The organism is Flavivirga sp. 57AJ16, from assembly GCF_028736925.1.
Classification (GTDB): Bacteria; Bacteroidota; Bacteroidia; order Flavobacteriales; family Flavobacteriaceae; genus Flavivirga.
The window spans coordinates 38,620-58,858 of the sequence record NZ_JAQZAT010000006.1 but is presented as its reverse complement, the minus strand read 5'-3'; the positions used below and the strand labels follow the sequence as shown (position 1 = coordinate 58,858).

The window sequence follows — 20,239 nt, the reverse complement described above, 5'->3', positions numbered from 1 at the left end:
TTATAATTATGAGTAAAGATTTGCCGCAACCACAGCAATCAGAAGAAGTAGACTTAGGGCAATTATTTAAGCTAATAGGGAATGCTTTCGACAAACTATTTCGTTTTATAGGAAGTATCTTTAACAAACTTTTTTTAGCATTTGTGTGGTTAATATTTTTTGTAAAGAAACATGTTTTAAAACTAGTCATTGCAGGTGTTGTAGGTGTTGTTTTAGGAATCGTATTAGAGAAAACATCAGAACCTGTTTATAAGTCTTATATAACAGTAAAACAGAATTACGATACAGGAGAGAATCTATATAATGCGATAAGTTATTATAATGATCTAGTTAAACAAAAAGATACAAGTACTTTAGGAAATGTTTTAGGTGTCAAATCAAATGAAGCAGCGTCTATTTTAGATTTTGAAATAGAATCTGTTATTAGTGAAAACCAAAAACTTAAAGAGTTTGATAACTATCTTCAAACCCTTGATACCACATTAGCAAAAACAGTAGAATATAAAACCTATTTAAGAAACTTAAAAGACTATAGCCATCAATATCAACAGATAACGATTAAAGCCAAGGAGCGAAATAATTTTAAAACAGTTTTTAATCGCATCATTGATAATATTAATTCAAACACTTATTTTAAGAGAGAGCAGACAAAGGACTTAGGTGAGTTAAAAGAGCAAGCCGTTGCAATTTCAAAGTCATTGGTTAAATCGGATACTTTATTAGCTGTCTATCAAAAAGCGATCGTAAAATCAGCAGAAAACAATAACGATTTTCAAGCTAAAATTACGATAGATAATAAAGGAAATGAAAGTTCGACCAAAGAGTTTGAGCTTTATACTAAAGATATAGAATTAAGACAAGAATTAGTTGAAATTGAAAGAGAAATAGCAGACAAAGAACATATTATAGAGATTACGTCCAGTAAACAAGATAGTGGTACGATAGATGATAAAAAGGAGTTTTTTGGTACATTGGTTAGCCCTAAGATATTTTATGCGCTTATATTAACTATGCTAACATTTATAGTTTTGTTAGGGTTGAATTTTGTTAAGTTTTTAGAACGTTTTAACGATAAATTATAATAAATGAATATTTTAATAACTGGGGGTGCAGGTTTTATAGGATCTAACTTTATTGTTTATTTTCTTAAACACCACCCGCTTGTTAAAATAATAAATATAGATAAATTGACTTATGCAGGAGACTTGTCTAATTTAAAGGAAGTTGAAAACAGTAATAATTATAAGTTTATTAAAGGGGATATTTGTGATAGGGGTTTGATAGAGGACTTATTTAAACAATATAACTTTAATGGTGTTATTCATTTTGCTGCTGAATCACATGTAGATAATTCTATAAAAAGACCAAATGAGTTTATAAATACGAATGTTTTAGGAACCTTTAATTTGATTGATGTTGCCAAGAACCATTGGATGGAAGGACCAAACAAAATAAAAAAGAATCATGAAACCTCTAGGTTTCATCATATTTCTACAGATGAGGTTTATGGTTCTTTAGGAGATACAGGGCTGTTTACTGAACAAACACCTTATGGCCCTAATAGTCCTTATAGTGCATCAAAAGCATCTTCTGATTTTATTGTGAGGAGTTATTTTCATACGTATGGGATGAATGTCGTAACAACAAATTGTTCAAATAATTATGGACCCAAGCAACACGACGAAAAATTAATCCCTACCATTATTAGAAAAGCATTACAAGGAGAAAGCATTCCTATTTATGGTAAAGGGGATAATATTCGCGATTGGTTATATGTCGAGGATCATTGTAAAGGCATAGATTTGGCTTTTCATAAAGGTGTTTCAGGAGAGACCTATAATATAGGAGGTCAAAACGAACGGGATAATTTATACATTGCAAATACGATTTGTGATATTCTAGATAAAAAATTACCAAAAGACACATCATATAAAGACCAAATTACCTTTGTTAAAGACAGGCCAGGGCATGATTTTAGATATGCTATTGATGCTGCTAAAATTGAAGAGGAATTAGGTTGGAAGGCTGAGGAGAGTTTTGAAACGGGGATACGGAAGACGGTTGGTTGGTATGTAAAAAAGTATAGGGTTTAATTTAAAGAGATTTCCACCTACGTGGAAATGAAAATAGAATTTTCAATGAAAGGAATCATACTAGCAGGAGGATCGGGCACACGTTTGCACCCACTTACTAAAGTGGTGAGTAAACAATTGATGCCTGTTTACGACAAGCCCATGATTTATTATCCTTTAACCACGCTCATGTCTGCTGGAATCAACGAGATTTTAATTATTTCTACATCCAAAGACACACCTAAGTTTAAAGATTTATTAGGAGATGGCAGCGGCTATGGATGCCGTTTTCATTACGCTGTTCAAGAAGCTCCTAACGGGTTAGCAGAAGCTTTTTTAATTGGCGAAGATTTTATTGGAAACGATAGTGTGGCATTAATCTTAGGCGATAATATTTTTTATGGATCAGGATTGGAACAAATTTTAAAAGCGAATACGAATCCTGATGGGGGGGTTATTTTTGCATATCATGTTTTGGATCCTCAACGTTATGGTGTGGTGGAGTTTGATAAAAATAACAAAGCCATTTCCATTGAGGAAAAACCACAAAGGCCTAAATCTAATTTTGCCGTTCCAGGAATTTATTTTTATGATAATAGAGTGATTGGTTTTGCCAAAAATATTAAACCGAGTAACAGAGGTGAATTAGAAATAACGGATATCAACAAAGCCTATTTGGAAGAGAATGCACTTAATGTAGAAATATTAGATAAGGGCACGGCATGGTTAGATACAGGCACTTTTAATTCACTTATGCAAGCATCACAATTTGTACAGGTCATTGAAGAAAGACAAGGATTAAAGATTGGCTGTATTGAAGAAATAGCCTATAAAATGGGATATATAGATAAATCCCAACTTAATAAACTTGCCGAGCCATTACTAAAAAGTGGTTATGGTGAATACTTACAACAATTAGTATAATATGATCGTTGAAGAAACATATTTAAAGGGCTGTTTTGTTTTAACACCTCAGGTATTTGAAGATGAAAGAGGGTACTTTTTTGAAAGTTTTAATAAAAAGATTTTTGAAGAAAAGACGGGAGTTGCTACTAATTTTGTACAGGATAATCAGTCCAAGTCTTCAAAAGGTGTTTTAAGAGGGATGCATTTCCAAGCTGGAGAATACGCCCAGGCGAAGTTAATACAAGTTGTAAAAGGGAAGGTACTTGATGTTTGTATGGATATTAGGAAAGAATCCCCAACTTTTGGAGAACATTTTTCTATTGTGTTGGATGCTATTGAGCATAAACAAGTTTATATGCCTAGAGGTTTTGCTCATGGTTTTTTAGTATTGGAAGATGATACCATTTTTTCTTATAAATGTGATAATTTTTATAATAAGGAAGCAGAATCTGGAATTTTATTTAATGATAAAGATTTAAATATTGATTGGAAGTTTTTGGGAGAAGATTTAGTGCTTTCAGAAAAGGACTTAAAACTCCCTGCATTTAAAAAGTTAGTTATATAATTTCCTAATGAAAAATAAAGTTATCAAGCAACCAATAACTAGCAACCAACGACCAACAACTGTATTGGTAACGGGAGCCAATGGGCAATTAGGAAAAACGATTGAGGAGTTATATGCTGACAATCAGAATAATCTTGGTTTTGTTTTTGTGTCGAAAGAAGAATTGGATATTACTAAAGCGAAAGATTTAAGACAGTTTTTTAATAATAACAATTTTGATTATTGTATAAATTGTGCAGCCTATACGAATGTGGAGCAGGCAGAAAAAACACCTGAAACTGCTTTTAAAGTGAATGCAGAAGGGGTTAAAAACTTAGCTGAAGTATGTAAAGAAAAGAATGTCGTTTTAATTCATATTTCAACGGATTATGTGTTTGATGGGGAAAAGAATGAACCATATACAGTTGATGATATACCCAATCCAATTAACGAATATGGAAGGTCAAAGCTGTTAGGGGAACAATATGTTCAAGAAATTTTACAAAAATATTTTATTATAAGAACATCATGGCTTTATAGTAAAAAGTATGGGAATAATTTTTATAAAACAATTCTTAAAAAAGTAAAAAAAGGAAAAACATTTTTTGTAACCGATGAACAAATAGGTTGTCCTACTGATACTGCTAGTTTAGCATTGTATATAATCAGTTTTATAGAGGTAGAAAGCACTAGTTTTGGAATTTGTCATTTTTGTGATGAAGAGGCAATGACTTGGTATCAGTTTGCAAAACAAATTTTAAAAGAAAACAATTTATTATTTCAAATGAATCTTATAAAGGCAAAGAAATATTTTACTTTTGCAGCCAGACCTAAATCAACCATTTTAATAAAGAAAAAAATATAATTTTATGAATAAAGATCAATATAAAATCGCTATTATAGGATTAGGATATGTCGGTTTACCTTTAGCTGTTGAGTTTTCAAAAAACAATTTTAGTGTTATAGGTTTTGATATTAATTTCGATCGAGTTGAAGCTCTAAGAAATGAATTTGATTACACCAATGAAGTATCAAAAGAAGATTTAAAAAAAGTAGCTCCTCTTATTAATTATACTGCTGATGAAAAGGTACTGAGTTCTGCAAATATATATATCATTACAGTTCCTACACCTATAGACTCTTTCAAGCAACCAGATTTAAAACCCCTTGAAAAGGCTAGTAATTTGGTAGGAACGTACTTATCAATTAAGGATATTGTTATTTATGAGTCTACAGTTTTTCCTGGTTGTACTGAGGATGTTTGTGTTCCTATTTTGGAAGAAGCAAGTGGTTTAATATTTAACAAAGATTTTTTTTGCGGATATTCCCCAGAAAGAATTAATCCAGGGGATAAAATAAGAAGAGTTCATAATATTGTAAAAGTGACATCAGGAAGTAATGAAGAAATAGCAGAAATAGTTGATAAACTCTATTCATCAATTGTATCAGTTGGAACTCATAAAGTGTCTTCTATAAAAATAGCTGAAGCTTCTAAAATAATTGAGAATACGCAAAGAGATTTGAATATTTCATTTGTAAATGAGCTAGCATTGATTTTTGATAGAATGAATATTGATACTTTAGAAGTTTTAGAAGCAGCAGGAACAAAATGGAACTTTTTACCCTTTCGCCCAGGTTTAGTTGGTGGGCATTGTATTGGGGTTGATCCATTCTATTTAACTCATAAAGCAGAAAGCTTAGGATACCACCCTCAAGTTATATTATCTGGCAGAAAGATTAATGATGATATGGGAGTACATATAGCAAATAAAATAATTAAACTTATGGTTAAAAAAGGCCATAGAGTAAAAGATGCTAAAGCATTAATATTAGGAATTACTTTTAAAGAAAATTGTCCAGATATAAGAAATTCTAAAGTAATAGATGTAATAGATGAACTTAAAGAATTTGGAGTAGAAGTAGAGATATTTGACTCTCATGCTAATAATGTTGAAGTTAAAAATGAATATGGAATAGACCTCATCGAAAAGCCTCAAGGGGTATACAATGCAATAGTATTAGCTGTTGGACATGACGAATTTAGAGACATGGATATTAGTAGTTTAGGAGATCATAACGCGGTTGTCTATGATATAAAAAGTTTTTTGCCAAAAGAACTAATTACAGATAGGCTTTAAGATTATTAAAAAGACTTAATTGATCTTCTATATAAAGATTAAAAATAAAAAAAGAGAAATCTAAACGGATGAAGGATAGTAGATACTTTGCACATGAGACGGCTATAATTGATGATAATTGTGAAATTGGAAAAGATACTAAAATCTGGCATTTTTCTCATATTATGTCTAATTGTAATATAGGAGAATCATGTAATATTGGTCAGAATGTTGTTATTTCTCCGGAAGTAAAGATGGGGAAAAATGTTAAAGTCCAAAATAATGTATCAATATATACAGGTGTGATCTGCGAGGATGATGTCTTTTTAGGGCCCTCCATGGTATTTACAAATGTTATTAATCCTAGAAGTGGTGTTAATAGAAGAGGACAGTATGCAGAAACTATTGTAAAAAAAGGAGCCTCAATAGGAGCAAACGCAACTATTATTTGCGGAAATAATATAGGCGAATATGCCTTAGTAGGAGCTGGAGCAGTGGTTACTAAATCTGTTAAACCTTATGCATTGATTGTAGGTAATCCAGCAAAACAGATTGGATGGGTTGGAGAATATGGGCATCGTTTGAGCTTTAATGAAAATAATATTGCTGTCTGCCCTGAAAGCGAACAAGAATATATTTTAAAAGGAGATACTGTAGAAAGAATTAAATAATATGATAATAGATTTCGCTAATTTAACAAAAGCTTATCAAGAGCATAAAGAAAATATAGACCGGGCCATAAATGATGTAGTGTCTACTTCTCGTTTTATAATGGGAGAAGAAGTAAAACAATTAGAAACTTTATTAGAGGAGTATACAGGAGCTAAGTATGCTATTAGTTGTTCTTCGGGAACTGATGCCTTATTGTTGGGTATGATGGCGCTTGATGTTGAACCAGGGGATGAAATTATAACGAGTCCTTTTACATTTATAGCTACAGCCGAGACCATTGCCTTTTTAGGAGCAATTCCAGTGTTTGTTGATATTGATGAATCGACTTATAATATTGATGTTAATCGTATTGAAGAAAAAATAACTAAAAGGACCAAAGTAATTATGCCTGTATCTCTTTATGGACAAGTTGCAGATATGGATGAAATTAATGAATTAGGAAGAAAATATAAAATAACTGTTATAGAAGATGCTGCCCAAAGTTTTGGAGCAACATATAAAGGAAAAAAAAGCTGCAATCTTTCTTCTATAGGATGTACTTCTTTTTTTCCCGCTAAACCTTTAGGTTGTTTTGGAGATGGAGGCGCTTTGTTTACCAATGATGAACAATTATCGGATAAAATAAAAAGTATGAGAGTTCATGGACAGACGCAACGGTATTTTCATAAATATATTGGAATGGGAGGACGTCTAGATACGATCCAAGCGGCTGTTTTATTGGAGAAATTAAAGCATTATGAAAATGATGTAAAGAGAAGGCAAGATGTTGCAAAACAATATGACCAAAACCTTAAAGATATTGTTATAACACCATTTATAAAGGAAGACAACACTTCTGTTTGGGCTCAATATTCAATTCGTGTAAAGAATCGGGATAATATCCAAGCTATTCTAAAGGAAAAAGGGATACCAACAGCTGTACATTACCCTAAGCCGCTTCACTTACAAGAATGTTTCGAGTATTTAAAATATAAAAAAGGAGATTTTCCTATATCGGAGAAAGTATCAGATGAAATTATGAGTTTACCAATGAACCCATATGTAACTGATCAGGAAATAAATTATATAACAAAACAAATAAAGAGTTTACTATAAAATAAGTTAAGGTTCTTTATAATTACTACAACCGATACGTTTTATTAGTAAATACTATGTTAATCTTATACATTAAAATTAGATAAATGAAAAATTTTGCATTGATAGGTGCCGCAGGCTATATAGCCCCAAGGCATATGAAAGCGATTAAGGATACCAATAATATGCTTTTAGCTGCATATGATAAAAATGATAGTGTTGGCATAATAGACTCTCATTTTCCAAAAGCTGATTTTTTCGTGGAATTTGAAAGGTTTGACAGGCATATAGAGAAATTAAAATATGAGCAAGATTTATACTTAGATTATGTAAGTATTTGTTCTCCAAATTATTTACATGATGCTCATATTCGTTTTGCCTTGAGAAGTGGAGCTGATGCAATTTGTGAAAAGCCTTTGGTGTTAAACCCTTGGAATATAGATAAGTTACAAAAGGTGGAAGAGAAAACAGGAAAAAAGGTTTATAATATTCTTCAACTTAGAGTACATCCTTCAATAATAGCATTAAAAGAAAAAGTTAAGAACTCAAAAAAAGACACTAAGTTTGAGGTAGATTTAACTTATCTAACATCTAGAGGCAATTGGTACGAAACATCTTGGAAGGGAAATATAAGTAAGTCTGGAGGAATTGCAACAAATATTGGGGTTCATTTTTATGATATGTTATCGTGGATCTTTGGAGATTTACAAGAGAATATCGTACATGTTCATGAGGAAGATAGAGCCTCAGGATATTTAGAATTTCAAAATGCTAGGGTACGCTGGTTTTTGTCAATAAATGCAGAATATTTACCTAATGAAATAAAGAAAAAAGGCCAAACTACTTTTAGGTCTATTACAATTGACGGAGAAGAATTGGAGTTTAGTGGAGGTTTTACAGATTTACACACACTAGTCTATAAAGATATTTTAGAAGGAAAAGGGTATGGCTTGGATGCAGCTAGAACCGCCATCGAGATTGTTCATGACATAAGAAATACTATTCCAATTGGCTTAAAAGGAGAATATCATCTTTTTGCTAAAAAATAATGAATTAAAAACATTTGAAGTACTTTGTATGAAACCTAAAATTATAGTTGTAATTGGTGCGAGACCTCAATTTATTAAGCATTTCCCATTCGAAAAAGCGTCTTTGGGCATATTAGAATTAAAAACAATTCATACTGGTCAACATTATGATAGAAACATGAGTGACATATTTTTTGAACAATTAAAAATGTCAAAACCAGACTACACTTTAAATATAGGAAGTAGTAGTCATGGGGCTCAGACTGGAAAAATGATAATTGAAATAGAAGAAATTGTCGAAAAGGAAAAACCAAATGGCATGGTTGTTTTTGGAGATACAAATTCGACTTTAGCAGGAGCACTAGTGGCTGCAAAACTTCATTTACCATTATTTCATATTGAGTCAGGATTGAGAAGTTTCAATAAAGAAATGCCAGAAGAGATTAATAGGGTTTTAACAGACCATATATCAAACCTTTTGTTTATCCCTAGTCAAATAGCATTTAAAAACTTATTAAGAGAAGGTATTAATGATGGTATTCATGACGTTGGAGATATAATGAAAGATTTAGTAAAATTAGTCGTTAATAATGGAATTTTGAAGACCAGCAATGAAATAACAGACGACTATTATTATATTACTATTCATAGACCATATAATACCGATCAAAAGGAAAGATTGGAGGGCATATTAGAAGAACTCAATAAATTGAATAAAAGGGCGGTAATGACATTACACCCAAGAACAAAAAATTTATGTAAAAAATATGATATTGATTTAAAATCTTTTCAAAATATAGAATTCATTGAACCTCAATCTTACTTTGATAATTTGAATTACCTGTTTAATTCTCAAGGTTTAATTACAGATAGTGGAGGGATGCAAAAGGAGGCCTATTGGCTAAAGAAAAAATGTGTTACTATTCGAAAGGAAACAGAGTGGGTAGAAACTTTAGAGTTCAATGCAAATAAATTAGTTTTTGAAAACCTATCCCAAATTCAGGAAGAATTGAATATTGCCCCATTAAAATGGGATGATACGCTTTATGGTAATGGAAATAGTGCAGATAGAATAGTTAATTCTATTAATAGATATCTTAAACACTAGATTTGAAAATACTAGAAAAGATAAAATCATTTAAATCAGAATTCGTTAGGAATGTAATTTTGGTTATGACTGGTACTGCAATTTCCCAAGTTATAGCAATTTCTGTTACACCTATTTTGACAAGGAATTACACTCCAGAAGATTTTGGTTTTTTATTAATATATTTGAGTACTTTAACAATTGTTGGTACTTTTTCGACAGGGAAGTTTGAAAAGGCCATTTTATTAATGAAATCAGAAAGAGATATCAAAAAAGTTGTTTTCTTATCTCTTTTTATAAGTTTTTTCATTTCGTTTGTTTTATCTCTAATATTGTTTTTTGGAAAGTCTTTAATATTAGAGAATTTTTCTTTTAATGAATCTTTATATGACTGGTGGTATACGTTGCCTTTTTTGTTAATTATCTATTCAGAGTATAGTGTTTTTAATACTATTTTAAATTACCAGAAAAGGTTTAAAAAATTATCTATGGTGAAAGTTGTTAAAACAATTTCTAGTGTTATAATAAGTATATCTTGTATTTTTTTTATTAAAGATGCCAGAGGTTTGATATTAGGAGAATTTTTGGGCTACTTAATTGCGTTTTCATATCTTCTTTATTTGAATTCGAATTTTTTTAGGTTTGATAAAAAAATTATTGGCGAATCCAAAATCATTGCAAAAAGATATAAGAACTTTCCAATATATTCAATTCCATCTGATTTTATGAATATGGCATCTTTTCAGATGCCTGCCTTCTTTTTAACAACATATTTTGGAGTAGGAGTAACAGGTTTCTATTCTTTAATGAAAAGAGTTTTAGATGCCCCGGTAGGTCTGTTTTCCTCGTCAATATTAGAGGTTTTTCGCCAAAAGGCGTCTGAACAATATTTAGAGAAAGGTAATTGTAAAAATTTATTTGTAAAAACAGCAAAAAGTTTAGCAATCTTATCAATAATTCCATTTATAATATTGTTTCTATTTGCTCCCAAGTTATTTGCTTTCGTTTTTGGAGAAAATTGGTTAATAGCAGGTCAGTATGCTAGAATATTATGTATATACTATTACTTTAAATTTATCTCAAGTCCTTTAAGTTATATGTTTTATATTGCAGAAAAGCAAAGTATTAATTTTCTTTTACAATTTTATTTATTTCTCACTACAATTTTAGTTTTTAATTTGCCAAGATATATTGAAATAACCGAATTTAATTTGTTATGGATTTATGCAGTAAATTTGGTGTTTTTCTATGTAGTAATGTTTCTTTTTTCTTTTCATTTTTCTAAAAACCACAAATAATCTATTGAAAGTTAGTATAATAAAAAATAATAGTTGTCAAATAATAAAAGTAAACATAAAGTAAATGAAACTAACTACAGAGGAAATATGAAAAACGTAATTTTATTATCTTTTTTTTGGACAGGAATAAGGAGTTTTTTTTTGAAAGGTGAGACTGAATTTAAAGGTATGCCAGCTTTTACTAATACATTCTTTAAATTATTAAACGACGATAATGTCAATATCGTTTATGTTATATTTTTTGGAAGTAAAATTGAAACAAATTTTCAAATCAATAAAGAATATAAAGACAAAATAAGGGTTTATGGGTTTAGTCATTCAAATGGGTTGTCTGCCATTCGTGCGATTACTGGTCTTGTTTTTAAAACAGTTGGGATAATTATTAATAACAAGATTGATGTTATCTATGGTCATGGTTCTACAAGTGGGTTTGCGGGAATCATTGGAAATTTGACTGGAATTCCGAATGTTCGAAGGATATACGGAACATTCTTATGCAATAAATTAGATAAGTCTAAAATAAGCATTTTTTTTAAACACCCATTAGAATATTTTGCTTTTTCTCTGCCAGCTAAAGCGATAATTTGTACTAATGATGGTACAAAAGGAGACTTGGTTTATAATAAGATCGGGCATAAAAAAAGCCCTTTTTATTTTTGGTTAAACGGGATAGACAAGGTTAATAAAGATATTCTTTCTTTTGAAGAAGTTAATGAAAAATATAAAATTGGTTTTACTCCACAGATATGTTATTTGGCAAGAATAGATATTTGGAAGCGGCAACATTTATTAGTAGAGGCATTAAAAGTTTTGTCGAAGAAAAATGAATTTTATAACACAATAATAGCGGGGCCAGTTATTAATAAAAAATATTATAAAGAACTTAAAAATAACATTGAAAATAATGGGTTATCTAAAACTGTTAAAGTAATACCAGGTTTAACAAAGGAAGAAAGTATTAGCGTTATAAAAAAATCTGATATTAGTGTTTCTTTTTATGATTTTTCTAATCTTGGAAATGTGTTTTTAGAATCATTGAGCTTAGGAACTGTTATGTTAACAGAAAACATAAATAATTCTCTAGAGTTAATTGATGAAAATGTATTCTATGATACGAATCCTTTAAATTATGAGGAGACAGGCAATGTAATAGATAAGATTTTTGATAATAAAGAAGAATTGTTGTTAAGATCTAAACAAGCTATAAATTTTTCACATCAAAAACTCTTAACTTGGTCAGAAAGGGCAGAAAAAGAATTAAAGTTGTTATGTTTGGATACTTAATCAAGCAAGCCTCTTTAAGAATGATGGTTCTGTTTTTTAGCCTCTTATATATTAATTTTTTTAATGCCCAAGAGCTAAAAACTGACTCAAATGATTTTTCATTAGATTTTATGGATAAAATTTTTAGGCAAAAACCTGATGAAAATTTTTATGAATATAACATTGGTAGTTGGAAAACATTAATACAAGATTATAAGTTTGATTATCCTGGTTTGCCTGATTTAGCTTGGAAAACGAGGAGTACATTGGAAGCTTTTTTTCTCCTTTATAAGTTATCATCAAATAACAAATCTGCAGATTTCCATATAATGCTTACAGATGATTTGATAAAAACCAGAGATGATAAAAGAGGAATTATTGCGTGGAATGGTAGAATTTACAAATGTTGGTCTTCAGGTAATAGGTATAATTATGGATATTATAACTTGAAAGATAAGAGAGGGAAAATAATAGGTATTTTTGAATTCAAAGATGCGAAAATAGACCAATGTTATATATCCTTAATGAAATCAAAAACCTATCCTAATAATTTTGATATTGTTATTAATAACTTAAGAAATGGAAAAATCTTTAAGTTGGAAAATACAAATCTTTTTAATTTAGAAGAAGATGTAAAAAAGATAGAGTGGAATTCATATGTTTCTAATAATATAAAAAATAGGGTTGTTAATTATGTTTCTAAAAATTACAATATAAATAGTAAAATTGAGCTTGAAGAAATTCAAATGGAACGAATCAATAGTTATTATGTTCCTAGTATTGATGTTAATGCGATTCATATTAATAGTTTGATAAATTCATATTTGATATTAAAAGAAAGGAAGGAACTACGCAAATTAAAAAAATATCACAAATATATTGAGGAATCAATAGAAGCTAATACTAAACTTTATCTTAAAGAGAATGAAAGGGAATGCTATTTTTCATATCCTAAAGATGCTAAAACCTTTATGGGAGGAGGTATAGTATATCCATTTAATAAGCAATTTTCATATGTAGCTATGTTATCTAGATGGTATAAAATTACAGGAGATGATTTTATATATAAGATAATTAATAAGTGGAAGAATTATTTTCTAAGTAAAGTAGAAAAATCAAATCATGGTTTGGTTTGGAGATATTGGGACGACCCAACTAGTACTATTACAAGATATGAAACTCAAAATTATGGGAGCCATGATATAAAATACTTGATGACAATTTATGAAAATTGTGATATTTTTTCAAAGGGGGATATCATTAAGCTAACAAAAGCAATAAAAGAGAATTTGATTACTTGTAATCCAAACAAAGTAAGAACCAAAACGGCTTTCGATTTTAAATGGAGCTCTGACCAGTTACCAAATATAAATTATTTAGCTTTAGGGGGGGGGTGGAATGATCTATTTGAATGTTATAAATGGCATGTAGATATTAATAGTTTATATTGGGCAGATAGGGTGGCAATTATTTATTATTTTAAAAAGATTAGTGAATGAATTTTTACTTTAAATTAAAGCATTATTTATTTTTATATTTTAAAACTAAGTATCATTATTCAGTCAATGATAAATTGAATGAAAATTATTGGATAAAGGGTTACAAGGTAAATATAGAATCACAAAAATGGAAAGTTGAGAAAGGAATTCCTTTAGGTCTATATAATGGAGTTATGAAAGCTCCAATGAAAAGAAGAGTTCACATTTCAGGACTATGTGAGTATTGCTTTGCCTTAAAAGAAATAGGGAGAGAACCTGAACAAGATAAAGTGATTAATTTTCTTCTTAAAAACTTAGACTCAGATAGCATTTATATAGGCCATAATAGCTTGTTAAAATTCTTATTTTGGAAAACATACGTCAGTAATGATTCTGATGAATACTATGTACATGGCATGGGACAGGGTCAGATACTTTCGTTACTTACTAGATATACTATAAAAAATTCAAGTGAGTCATTGGAAGAAAAAATAGTTGAGGTTTCAAATTCTTATTTAGTACAATTAAATCACGTTCATGGATTTGTAAATAAGCAAGAAGAAACTAATATTATTCTTGAAGAATACCCAAAGAACCCTGATAGACCCCATGTTTTAAATGGATGGATTTATTCTTTAATAGGATTACATGATTATATTGAATACGCTTCTCAAAAGGGGATTCAAGATAATTTAATTTTGGAGAAGAAAAGAACATTAGATAAATCGCTAAAAACATTAGAAAGATATATAAATGAATATGATATTGGGTTTTGGTCTCTATACAACCTTCCGAAAGGACTACAAAATATTTGTAGTATGCATTATCAAGAACAGCATATTGTTCTACTAAAGGCCTTAGGTAATATTACAAACAACCAGCGTTTTATAGATTATAGTGATATTTTTCAAAAACAATACAATAACGTTTTTTATAGACTATTGGCTTTATTTGTAAAAGTATTTATTTCAAATTTAATAAAGCATAAGTGGATATATAAAACCTAATAAATAACACATAAAATTATTGAACTATAGCCTTAAATGAAGCTAAACATTTCACATAAAGTTTATCAGAATAGCCTATTGTCCCTTTTGATAGTATCGGGAACTTTAAAAGTCTTTTTGTCGTACTATAGTTATCCTTTTGATATTACTATACAAATACTTTTTTTAATTACAATAGATATTTTTTATTCCAATGTTTTTAATAAAAAAATAAGATTTAATAAAATAGAAGTGTTTTATGTTTTTACACTACTAATTTTCTGTCTTATTGCTACAATAAGTCTTGTTTATACACCATCTCATTATTTAGGGAGTAAAAAGCTTTTCTTAATGCTTATTCCTGTAATAGGGTTTGTATATGTAAAGTTTATAGATGAAATTGATTTAAAAATACTTTATAAGGCTTTACTTTATATTATTATTCCACTTTCAATTTGGTTTGTTGCGTTTAAATATTTCTTATATAATAATGCGCCTTTTTTTGACTTTCGTACAGATAGAACTCTATTTATGCCTCTAAGAAATTCTTATTTAAATTTTGGATACATCTTAGGTGTATTATCTATATTGTCTATAAAGTATTCTAAAAACCCTTTTTTAATAATTTTAGTTTGCTCAATATTAATTTTAGCGCTTGGCTCTAGAGGAGCGTTGTTATTTCTTATGATAAGCTTATTTATTGTGTATTTTAAGGAGTTAGTTTTATTTTTTAAAAACTTAAAAATAAAAAAAAGGATTCTTCGCTTCATTTTGTTTTCATTTGTGCCGTTTGTATGTTTACTTCTTATTTATTATGACAAATTAAAAGGAGCCATTGAATACGGCCTTATAAGGTTTACTTCTTTACTTAATGCCTCTAGTGATAAATCTCTGTTAGGAAGAATAGATCAGTATTATTATGTAATTAAAGAAGGGTTCAAACCCCAAGGTCTTACTATTGGTTATGGTCTTGGAAGCTTTGGTTTAAACTATACACATGAAGAGAAGCTAGCCTATCCTCACAATATTTTTTTAGAAGCTTGGTATGAATTAGGGTTTTTCGCCATGTGTCTCTTAATAGTGCTTTTTGTTTTTCCATTTTTTCACTTAAAGAGAGAGCAAGTATTAAAGACATTAGCACTATTTGCTTTTTTTAATGCGATGAAAACCCTAAGCTTTTCAACAGACAGAAATTTGTTTATTCTGTTCGGAATATTAATTTTCCATAAAGAAATTTGTCAAAAAATATATAAATCATATTAAATATAAATGAGAACCAAAATAGTTCATATTACTACCGTGCATTATAGGTATGATGTTAGAATTCATTATAAATACTGTAAAACTTTGTCCAAAGAGAACGATTTGAATGTTACTCTTGTAGTTGCTGATGGTGATGGCCCAGAACAGATTGAAGGTTTAACTATATTAGATTTGGGGAAAATAAAGTTTGGAAGGTTAGGAAGGTTTATTATAGGGAATTTCAAAGTTTTAAAATTTGGATTGAGTAACAAAATGGATTTGATGCACTTTCACGATCCCGAGCTCCTTCCTTCTATAGCCTTTTTAAGGCTAATAGAAAAAAAAATTGTGTTTGATATGCATGAAAACTTTCCTCTTCAAATTCTTACAAAAACTTACATATCTAAATTTATAAGAATTATTTTAAGTAAAGGGGTTCAACTTTTTCAAAATTTATTTTTTCGTTTTATTCCAGTTATTTTTGCAGAGTTTTCCTACGAAAAACATTTCCCTACCATAAAAGAAAAGGAAACCATATTAAACTACCCATTAAAAACTGAGGTTACAGGTATTCAAGCTGAAAAATTCAACAAATTCACAATAGGATACATGGGAAGTGTAACCGTTGAGAGGGGCGCTTTAATAATGCTAGAGACTGTTGCTAAATTAAGAAAACAAGGAGAGGAGGTTAATATATTTTTTGTAGGTCCTTTAGATAATAATATCAAAGAACACGCTATTTGTTTAGAAGCAATAAACGATGGTTGGGCAATTTTTAAAGGCAGATTAAAACCAAAAGAAGGATGGCAATTTATGGCTCAATGCCATATTGGTATGGCGGTACTTAAAGATTCTCCTAATTTTATTGAATCTTATCCAACCAAGTTGTTTGAGTACATGTTATTAAAGTTGCCAATAATAACATCTAATTTCCCTTTATATACTGATATAATTAATGATGCAAAGTGCGGTATAGTTGTAAGCCCTTCTTCAGTAGAGGATATCAGTGATGCTATATTGAAAATTAAAACTAATAATACAGAGCGTATGCTAATGGGAGAAAGAGGGTATAAAAGAGCAATAGAAAAATATAGTTGGGAATCATCAGAGCTATCAAAATTAAAACACTTTTATAGTAAGGTGTTAAAATAAATATTTAGTAATGAAAAAAGTAATACCACTTATAATTATCGCAACACTATACTTTTCTTGTAGTCCTAGTTCAAATTCTAATGAAATTACAGAGTGTATAGGTAGTAAACAAGAATATACAGGAGATATAATTTTAAAAACACAAACTGATGTAAATAATTTTAATAAATGTATATCAAAGCTTAACGGTTTTTTGGTAATTGATGGCTTTGGAATAACATCAGACCATATTGTTGATTTATCACCATTAGATGGTAAAATTGATACAATTACAAGGAGTTTACTAATTGGTAATTTGAGACTATTAAAAAATATTGATCCGTTTGTCTCTATCAAAAGGATAGATGAATCTGTAGTTATTGAAAACAATGATGAATTAGAGAGTATAGAAGGGTTTCCAAATAGTATGGTTTCGTTAGTAGATACTGATTGGCCTGCAGGGGCGCGTTTTAATAATTGGCCTAGCAATAATATTACAAAATATGAAGGTGTATTAATAAAAGGAAATTCAAAATTAAAGACATTGAGAGGGCTACATAACCTAACGGCTGTTGGACATAATTTTTCTGGAGGAGGCGTTCATGTCTCTAATAATAATTCACTTATAAATATGGAAGGGCTTCAAGCCCTAGAAGAATCACATGATTTAACTATTTCTAATAATAAAAATTTAATAAACCTTAAAGGTTTGGAAGGTCTTAAGAGAGTGAGGGGCTATTTAACGATATCTTCAAATGATAAGCTTATTTTAGATAATTTGGAAGGTATTGGAGCTCTTACAATAGCTTATAACTCTAATTTATTAAAAATAGAATCTTTATCCAATGTTAAGGGAATTTCTGGTGGACAAGAAATATACTCTTGGGGTGTTTTAATAATTAAAGACAATGTATCTTTAAAAAGTTTAGAGGGATTGCACAATATTCAGAAGGTTGTGAGTGGTGAAGAAGGAGATACTAGGTTGTTAATTGAAAACAATAATAATTTAATTAATTTAAAAGGACTAAGAGGTATAGAAAAAATTTCTGGAGGTTTTACTAAGATAACAATTGAAAATAACGAATTAATAACTACCTTAGGGTTAAGCAGTCTGAAAGAAATTAAAAGTATTCACCCTTTATCTGATAATAATTCTGGATATAGCAACTTCGAAATCAAGAATAATCCTAATTTGAGTAATCTAGATGATTTATCAAATTTAGAAGTAGTTAATAGTAAACATCTTCAATTGCAGATTCACTCAAATGCTTCCCTAAGTAATTTCTGTGGGTTAAACAATTTAGTTTTGTCAAATACAAACTTATTAAACTTGGATATCGCTAACAATTCTTTCAACCCAACCTTAGAAGACTTAACAAATGGAGACTGTTCTCAATAAACATTCAAAAACTATGAATGTATGGGTTAATATTGGATTGTTAACCTTTCCATTTGTGTTACCGCTTCCTTTACCTTTAAATGTAAAGAGTATCGCTTTTATTCTTTTTTTAATTACTTTATCTTTTAATATTTCAAAACAAAATTTTAAAATAAAGGAAATTATCACAAATAAAATTGTTGTATTGTTTGTAATATTTTATCTGTTAGACCCTGTTTTTTCAATTATTAGAGGTAATGGCTTTTATTTGAGAGATTTAAGAATTTCTTTTTTATTAGCTCCATTATTATTTTTAATAAGCAAAGATTTACTAAAACGTTTTAAAAATAAAATATTAAATGTATTTGTATTAGGGGTTTTTGGATATATTTTGTTTACAGTTGTATATGTAATTTATTTTTATACTACATCAAAGAATCATGAATTTGCTATTGACTATTACTTAAAGTATGTAACCTATCATCACCTACCCTTTGCTATTCATCATACTTATTTAGGTATGTATATATGTTTTGCCGCTTCTATTATAATGTTTAATAAAAAACTAAAGCACAATTTAAAAGCATTTTTATGTATTTTTTTATTTTTATCAACTTTCATAATAGCAAGTAAATTAAGTATCGTCTTTTTTATTTTAATCTTATTTATTTATTTATTTAAAACATTTAAAGTCTCATTTTTGAAACTTACAATATCTATAACTGCTTTTACAGCTGTACTTATATTTATTTTTTATTTTTTGTTGCTAAAAACAGATATATTTAGAACATTACAAAATAGTATTAGTGATAGAATTAGTTTGATTTATTGTTCTTTAGAGGGCATATATTCTAATTTTTTATTAGGTATAGGTAATAAAAATATTAAAGGCTTTATTGAACAATGCGATTCCAATTTAGGACTTTTAGACACCCATAATTTGTTTTTACAGGAATTTTTATCAAATGGTTTTTTTGGGGGTGCCATATTAACAATTATATTATATATTTTTACTAAAACGTTTTTTAAAGCTAAATCTATTTTAGGAATTATATTAATTGTAGCTGTTATATTTTTTGGATTAATAGAACACGTTTTGAGCCTTCAATATGGAATGCTTTATATTGTTTTTTTTTCACTCTTATTTCACTCTACTGTAGATTTAAACTCAAAATTTTATGATAAATGATGGTTAGTATAATAACACCTGTACATAATTCAGCAAACCATATTTCCAAAAATATCGAATCTGTTCAAAAACAAATTTTTCGTGATTACGAACATATTATAATTGATGATTGTTCATCTGATAATACTGTTTCAATAATAAAAGATTTCATAAAAAAGAATAATAAAATAAGGTTAATACAATTACAAAATAATTCAGGTGCTGGATTTGCTCGGAATAGGGGAATTAAAGAAGCAAAAGGAAGATATATAGCATTTTTAGACTCTGATGACTTTTGGGCTTTAGATAAATTAGAAAAACAAATTTCCTTTATGAGGGAAAATAATTTCCCATTTACACATACCCAATACTATGAATTTGATGATAAAACGGGGCAGATAAAAACTTTGGTGAAATGCCCAGAAAAAGTAACCTACCAAATGATCTTAAGGAATGGAGGTCATATAGGTTGTTTAACAGTAGTGTATGATACAAATTTTTTTGGAAAAAGATATATGCCAGAAATCAGAAAAAGACAAGATTGGGCATTATGGATAAAAATGCTTAAAGGGATTGACTGCTCATATGGAATACGGGAACCATTAGCATATTATAGAACTGGAAATTCATCGTTGAGTAAGAGTAAAATAAAGCTAGTTAGGCATAATTTTATGGTATATAGAAGAGAATTAAAAATGTCTTTCGTAGAATCGTTTTATAGGATGACCATATTTTTAGTTTATCATTTTTTATTTAAACGAAAGGCTAAGGTTAAGTTATAAACTTAAATCGGAT

At 29.1% G+C, this 20,239-nt stretch carries 19 protein-coding genes; all 19 read left to right on the top strand.

Features of this window, described 5'->3' with window-relative positions; genetic code table 11:
- Positions 1 to 8 precede the first annotated feature (8 nt).
- The 19 genes from PQO00_RS07975 to PQO00_RS07885 all read left to right on the top strand — a co-directional run bounded on the left by PQO00_RS07975 (position 9) and on the right by PQO00_RS07885 (position 20,226).
- Positions 9 to 1,082, top strand: coding sequence for a hypothetical protein (locus PQO00_RS07975; protein ID WP_274184313.1), 1,074 nt, complete (start codon positions 9 to 11; stop codon positions 1,080 to 1,082).
- A gap of 3 nt (positions 1,083 to 1,085) precedes the next feature.
- The gene (rfbB, locus tag PQO00_RS07970; RefSeq protein ID WP_274184312.1) at positions 1,086 to 2,093 is read left to right on the top strand and encodes a dTDP-glucose 4,6-dehydratase; all 1,008 of its coding nucleotides are present in this window, start codon (positions 1,086 to 1,088) and stop codon (positions 2,091 to 2,093) included.
- Positions 2,094 to 2,138: 45 nt separating this feature from the next.
- On the top strand, positions 2,139 to 2,996 hold the full coding sequence (gene rfbA, locus PQO00_RS07965) for a glucose-1-phosphate thymidylyltransferase RfbA (protein WP_274184311.1): 858 nt from the start codon (positions 2,139 to 2,141) through the stop codon (positions 2,994 to 2,996).
- Position 2,997: 1 nt separating this feature from the next.
- A complete protein-coding gene (gene rfbC / locus PQO00_RS07960) occupies positions 2,998 to 3,543 on the top strand; it encodes a dTDP-4-dehydrorhamnose 3,5-epimerase (protein ID WP_274184310.1) in 546 nt (181 codons plus the stop codon).
- A 7-nt stretch (positions 3,544 to 3,550) separates the two neighbouring features.
- Positions 3,551 to 4,387, top strand: coding sequence for a dTDP-4-dehydrorhamnose reductase (gene rfbD / locus PQO00_RS07955; RefSeq protein WP_274184309.1), 837 nt, complete (start codon positions 3,551 to 3,553; stop codon positions 4,385 to 4,387).
- A 4-nt stretch (positions 4,388 to 4,391) separates the two neighbouring features.
- Positions 4,392 to 5,660: a nucleotide sugar dehydrogenase gene (locus PQO00_RS07950; RefSeq protein WP_274184308.1), complete on the top strand. Its 1,269-nt coding sequence runs from the start codon at positions 4,392 to 4,394 to the stop codon at positions 5,658 to 5,660.
- Between the two features lie 68 nt (positions 5,661 to 5,728).
- Positions 5,729 to 6,310: an acyltransferase gene (locus PQO00_RS07945; RefSeq protein WP_274184307.1), complete on the top strand. Its 582-nt coding sequence runs from the start codon at positions 5,729 to 5,731 to the stop codon at positions 6,308 to 6,310.
- A 1-nt stretch (position 6,311) separates the two neighbouring features.
- Positions 6,312 to 7,406 (top strand): DegT/DnrJ/EryC1/StrS aminotransferase family protein, encoded by a 1,095-nt coding sequence (locus PQO00_RS07940; RefSeq protein ID WP_274184306.1) that lies wholly within the window; start codon positions 6,312 to 6,314, stop codon positions 7,404 to 7,406.
- A gap of 86 nt (positions 7,407 to 7,492) precedes the next feature.
- Positions 7,493 to 8,434, top strand: a complete 942-nt coding sequence (locus PQO00_RS07935) for a Gfo/Idh/MocA family protein (protein WP_274184305.1) — start codon at positions 7,493 to 7,495, stop codon at positions 8,432 to 8,434.
- Between the two features lie 28 nt (positions 8,435 to 8,462).
- On the top strand, positions 8,463 to 9,521 hold the full coding sequence (gene wecB / locus PQO00_RS07930) for a non-hydrolyzing UDP-N-acetylglucosamine 2-epimerase (protein WP_274184304.1): 1,059 nt from the start codon (positions 8,463 to 8,465) through the stop codon (positions 9,519 to 9,521).
- A 2-nt stretch (positions 9,522 to 9,523) separates the two neighbouring features.
- Positions 9,524 to 10,798 carry a lipopolysaccharide biosynthesis protein gene (locus PQO00_RS07925; RefSeq protein WP_274184303.1) on the top strand — a complete coding sequence of 425 codons (1,275 nt, stop codon included), beginning with the start codon at positions 9,524 to 9,526 and terminating at the stop codon, positions 10,796 to 10,798.
- 87 nt (positions 10,799 to 10,885) lie between these two features.
- Positions 10,886 to 12,082: a glycosyltransferase gene (locus tag PQO00_RS07920; protein WP_274184302.1), complete on the top strand. Its 1,197-nt coding sequence runs from the start codon at positions 10,886 to 10,888 to the stop codon at positions 12,080 to 12,082.
- Positions 12,067 to 13,560 (top strand): hypothetical protein, encoded by a 1,494-nt coding sequence (locus tag PQO00_RS07915; protein WP_274184301.1) that lies wholly within the window; start codon positions 12,067 to 12,069, stop codon positions 13,558 to 13,560. The genes PQO00_RS07920 and PQO00_RS07915 overlap by 16 nt, the downstream gene beginning before the upstream one ends.
- Positions 13,557 to 14,546: a D-glucuronyl C5-epimerase family protein gene (locus tag PQO00_RS07910; RefSeq protein ID WP_274184300.1), complete on the top strand. Its 990-nt coding sequence runs from the start codon at positions 13,557 to 13,559 to the stop codon at positions 14,544 to 14,546. The genes PQO00_RS07915 and PQO00_RS07910 overlap by 4 nt, the downstream gene beginning before the upstream one ends.
- A 330-nt stretch (positions 14,547 to 14,876) precedes the next feature.
- Positions 14,877 to 15,788, top strand: coding sequence for an O-antigen ligase (locus tag PQO00_RS07905; protein WP_274184299.1), 912 nt, complete (start codon positions 14,877 to 14,879; stop codon positions 15,786 to 15,788).
- Positions 15,789 to 15,794: 6 nt separating this feature from the next.
- Entirely contained in the window at positions 15,795 to 16,919 is a 1,125-nt protein-coding gene (locus PQO00_RS07900) for a glycosyltransferase (RefSeq protein ID WP_274184298.1), read from the top strand.
- A 10-nt stretch (positions 16,920 to 16,929) separates the two neighbouring features.
- A complete protein-coding gene (locus PQO00_RS07895; protein ID WP_274184297.1) occupies positions 16,930 to 18,297 on the top strand; it encodes a hypothetical protein in 1,368 nt (455 codons plus the stop codon).
- A 13-nt stretch (positions 18,298 to 18,310) separates the two neighbouring features.
- Positions 18,311 to 19,465, top strand: a complete 1,155-nt coding sequence (locus PQO00_RS07890; protein WP_274184296.1) for an O-antigen ligase family protein — start codon at positions 18,311 to 18,313, stop codon at positions 19,463 to 19,465.
- The gene (locus PQO00_RS07885; RefSeq protein WP_274184295.1) at positions 19,462 to 20,226 is read left to right on the top strand and encodes a glycosyltransferase family 2 protein; all 765 of its coding nucleotides are present in this window, start codon (positions 19,462 to 19,464) and stop codon (positions 20,224 to 20,226) included. The genes PQO00_RS07890 and PQO00_RS07885 overlap by 4 nt, the downstream gene beginning before the upstream one ends.
- The last annotated feature ends 13 nt before the right edge of the window (positions 20,227 to 20,239 follow it).

Excerpts from the sequence above, each read along its gene's own strand:
- PQO00_RS07940 (WP_274184306.1), top strand. The coding sequence starts at position 6,312 with ATGATAATAGATTTCGCTAATTTAACAAAAGCTTATCAAGAGCATAAA.
- PQO00_RS07895 (WP_274184297.1), top strand. The coding sequence starts at position 16,930 with ATGAAAAAAGTAATACCACTTATAATTATCGCAACACTATACTTTTCT.
- PQO00_RS07905 (WP_274184299.1), top strand. The coding sequence starts at position 14,877 with ATGCTTATTCCTGTAATAGGGTTTGTATATGTAAAGTTTATAGATGAA.
- PQO00_RS07910 (WP_274184300.1), top strand. The coding sequence starts at position 13,557 with ATGAATTTTTACTTTAAATTAAAGCATTATTTATTTTTATATTTTAAA.
- PQO00_RS07900 (WP_274184298.1), top strand. The coding sequence starts at position 15,795 with ATGAGAACCAAAATAGTTCATATTACTACCGTGCATTATAGGTATGAT.
- PQO00_RS07915 (WP_274184301.1), top strand. The coding sequence starts at position 12,067 with ATGTTTGGATACTTAATCAAGCAAGCCTCTTTAAGAATGATGGTTCTG.
- PQO00_RS07890 (WP_274184296.1), top strand. The coding sequence starts at position 18,311 with ATGAATGTATGGGTTAATATTGGATTGTTAACCTTTCCATTTGTGTTA.
- PQO00_RS07885 (WP_274184295.1), top strand. The coding sequence starts at position 19,462 with ATGATGGTTAGTATAATAACACCTGTACATAATTCAGCAAACCATATT.
- rfbC (WP_274184310.1), top strand. The coding sequence starts at position 2,998 with ATGATCGTTGAAGAAACATATTTAAAGGGCTGTTTTGTTTTAACACCT.
- PQO00_RS07920 (WP_274184302.1), top strand. The coding sequence starts at position 10,886 with ATGAAAAACGTAATTTTATTATCTTTTTTTTGGACAGGAATAAGGAGT.
- rfbA (WP_274184311.1), top strand. The coding sequence starts at position 2,139 with ATGAAAGGAATCATACTAGCAGGAGGATCGGGCACACGTTTGCACCCA.
- rfbB (WP_274184312.1), top strand. The coding sequence starts at position 1,086 with ATGAATATTTTAATAACTGGGGGTGCAGGTTTTATAGGATCTAACTTT.
- PQO00_RS07945 (WP_274184307.1), top strand. The coding sequence starts at position 5,729 with ATGAAGGATAGTAGATACTTTGCACATGAGACGGCTATAATTGATGAT.
- PQO00_RS07950 (WP_274184308.1), top strand. The coding sequence starts at position 4,392 with ATGAATAAAGATCAATATAAAATCGCTATTATAGGATTAGGATATGTC.
- PQO00_RS07935 (WP_274184305.1), top strand. The coding sequence starts at position 7,493 with ATGAAAAATTTTGCATTGATAGGTGCCGCAGGCTATATAGCCCCAAGG.
- wecB (WP_274184304.1), top strand. The coding sequence starts at position 8,463 with ATGAAACCTAAAATTATAGTTGTAATTGGTGCGAGACCTCAATTTATT.
- rfbD (WP_274184309.1), top strand. The coding sequence starts at position 3,551 with ATGAAAAATAAAGTTATCAAGCAACCAATAACTAGCAACCAACGACCA.
- PQO00_RS07975 (WP_274184313.1), top strand. The coding sequence starts at position 9 with ATGAGTAAAGATTTGCCGCAACCACAGCAATCAGAAGAAGTAGACTTA.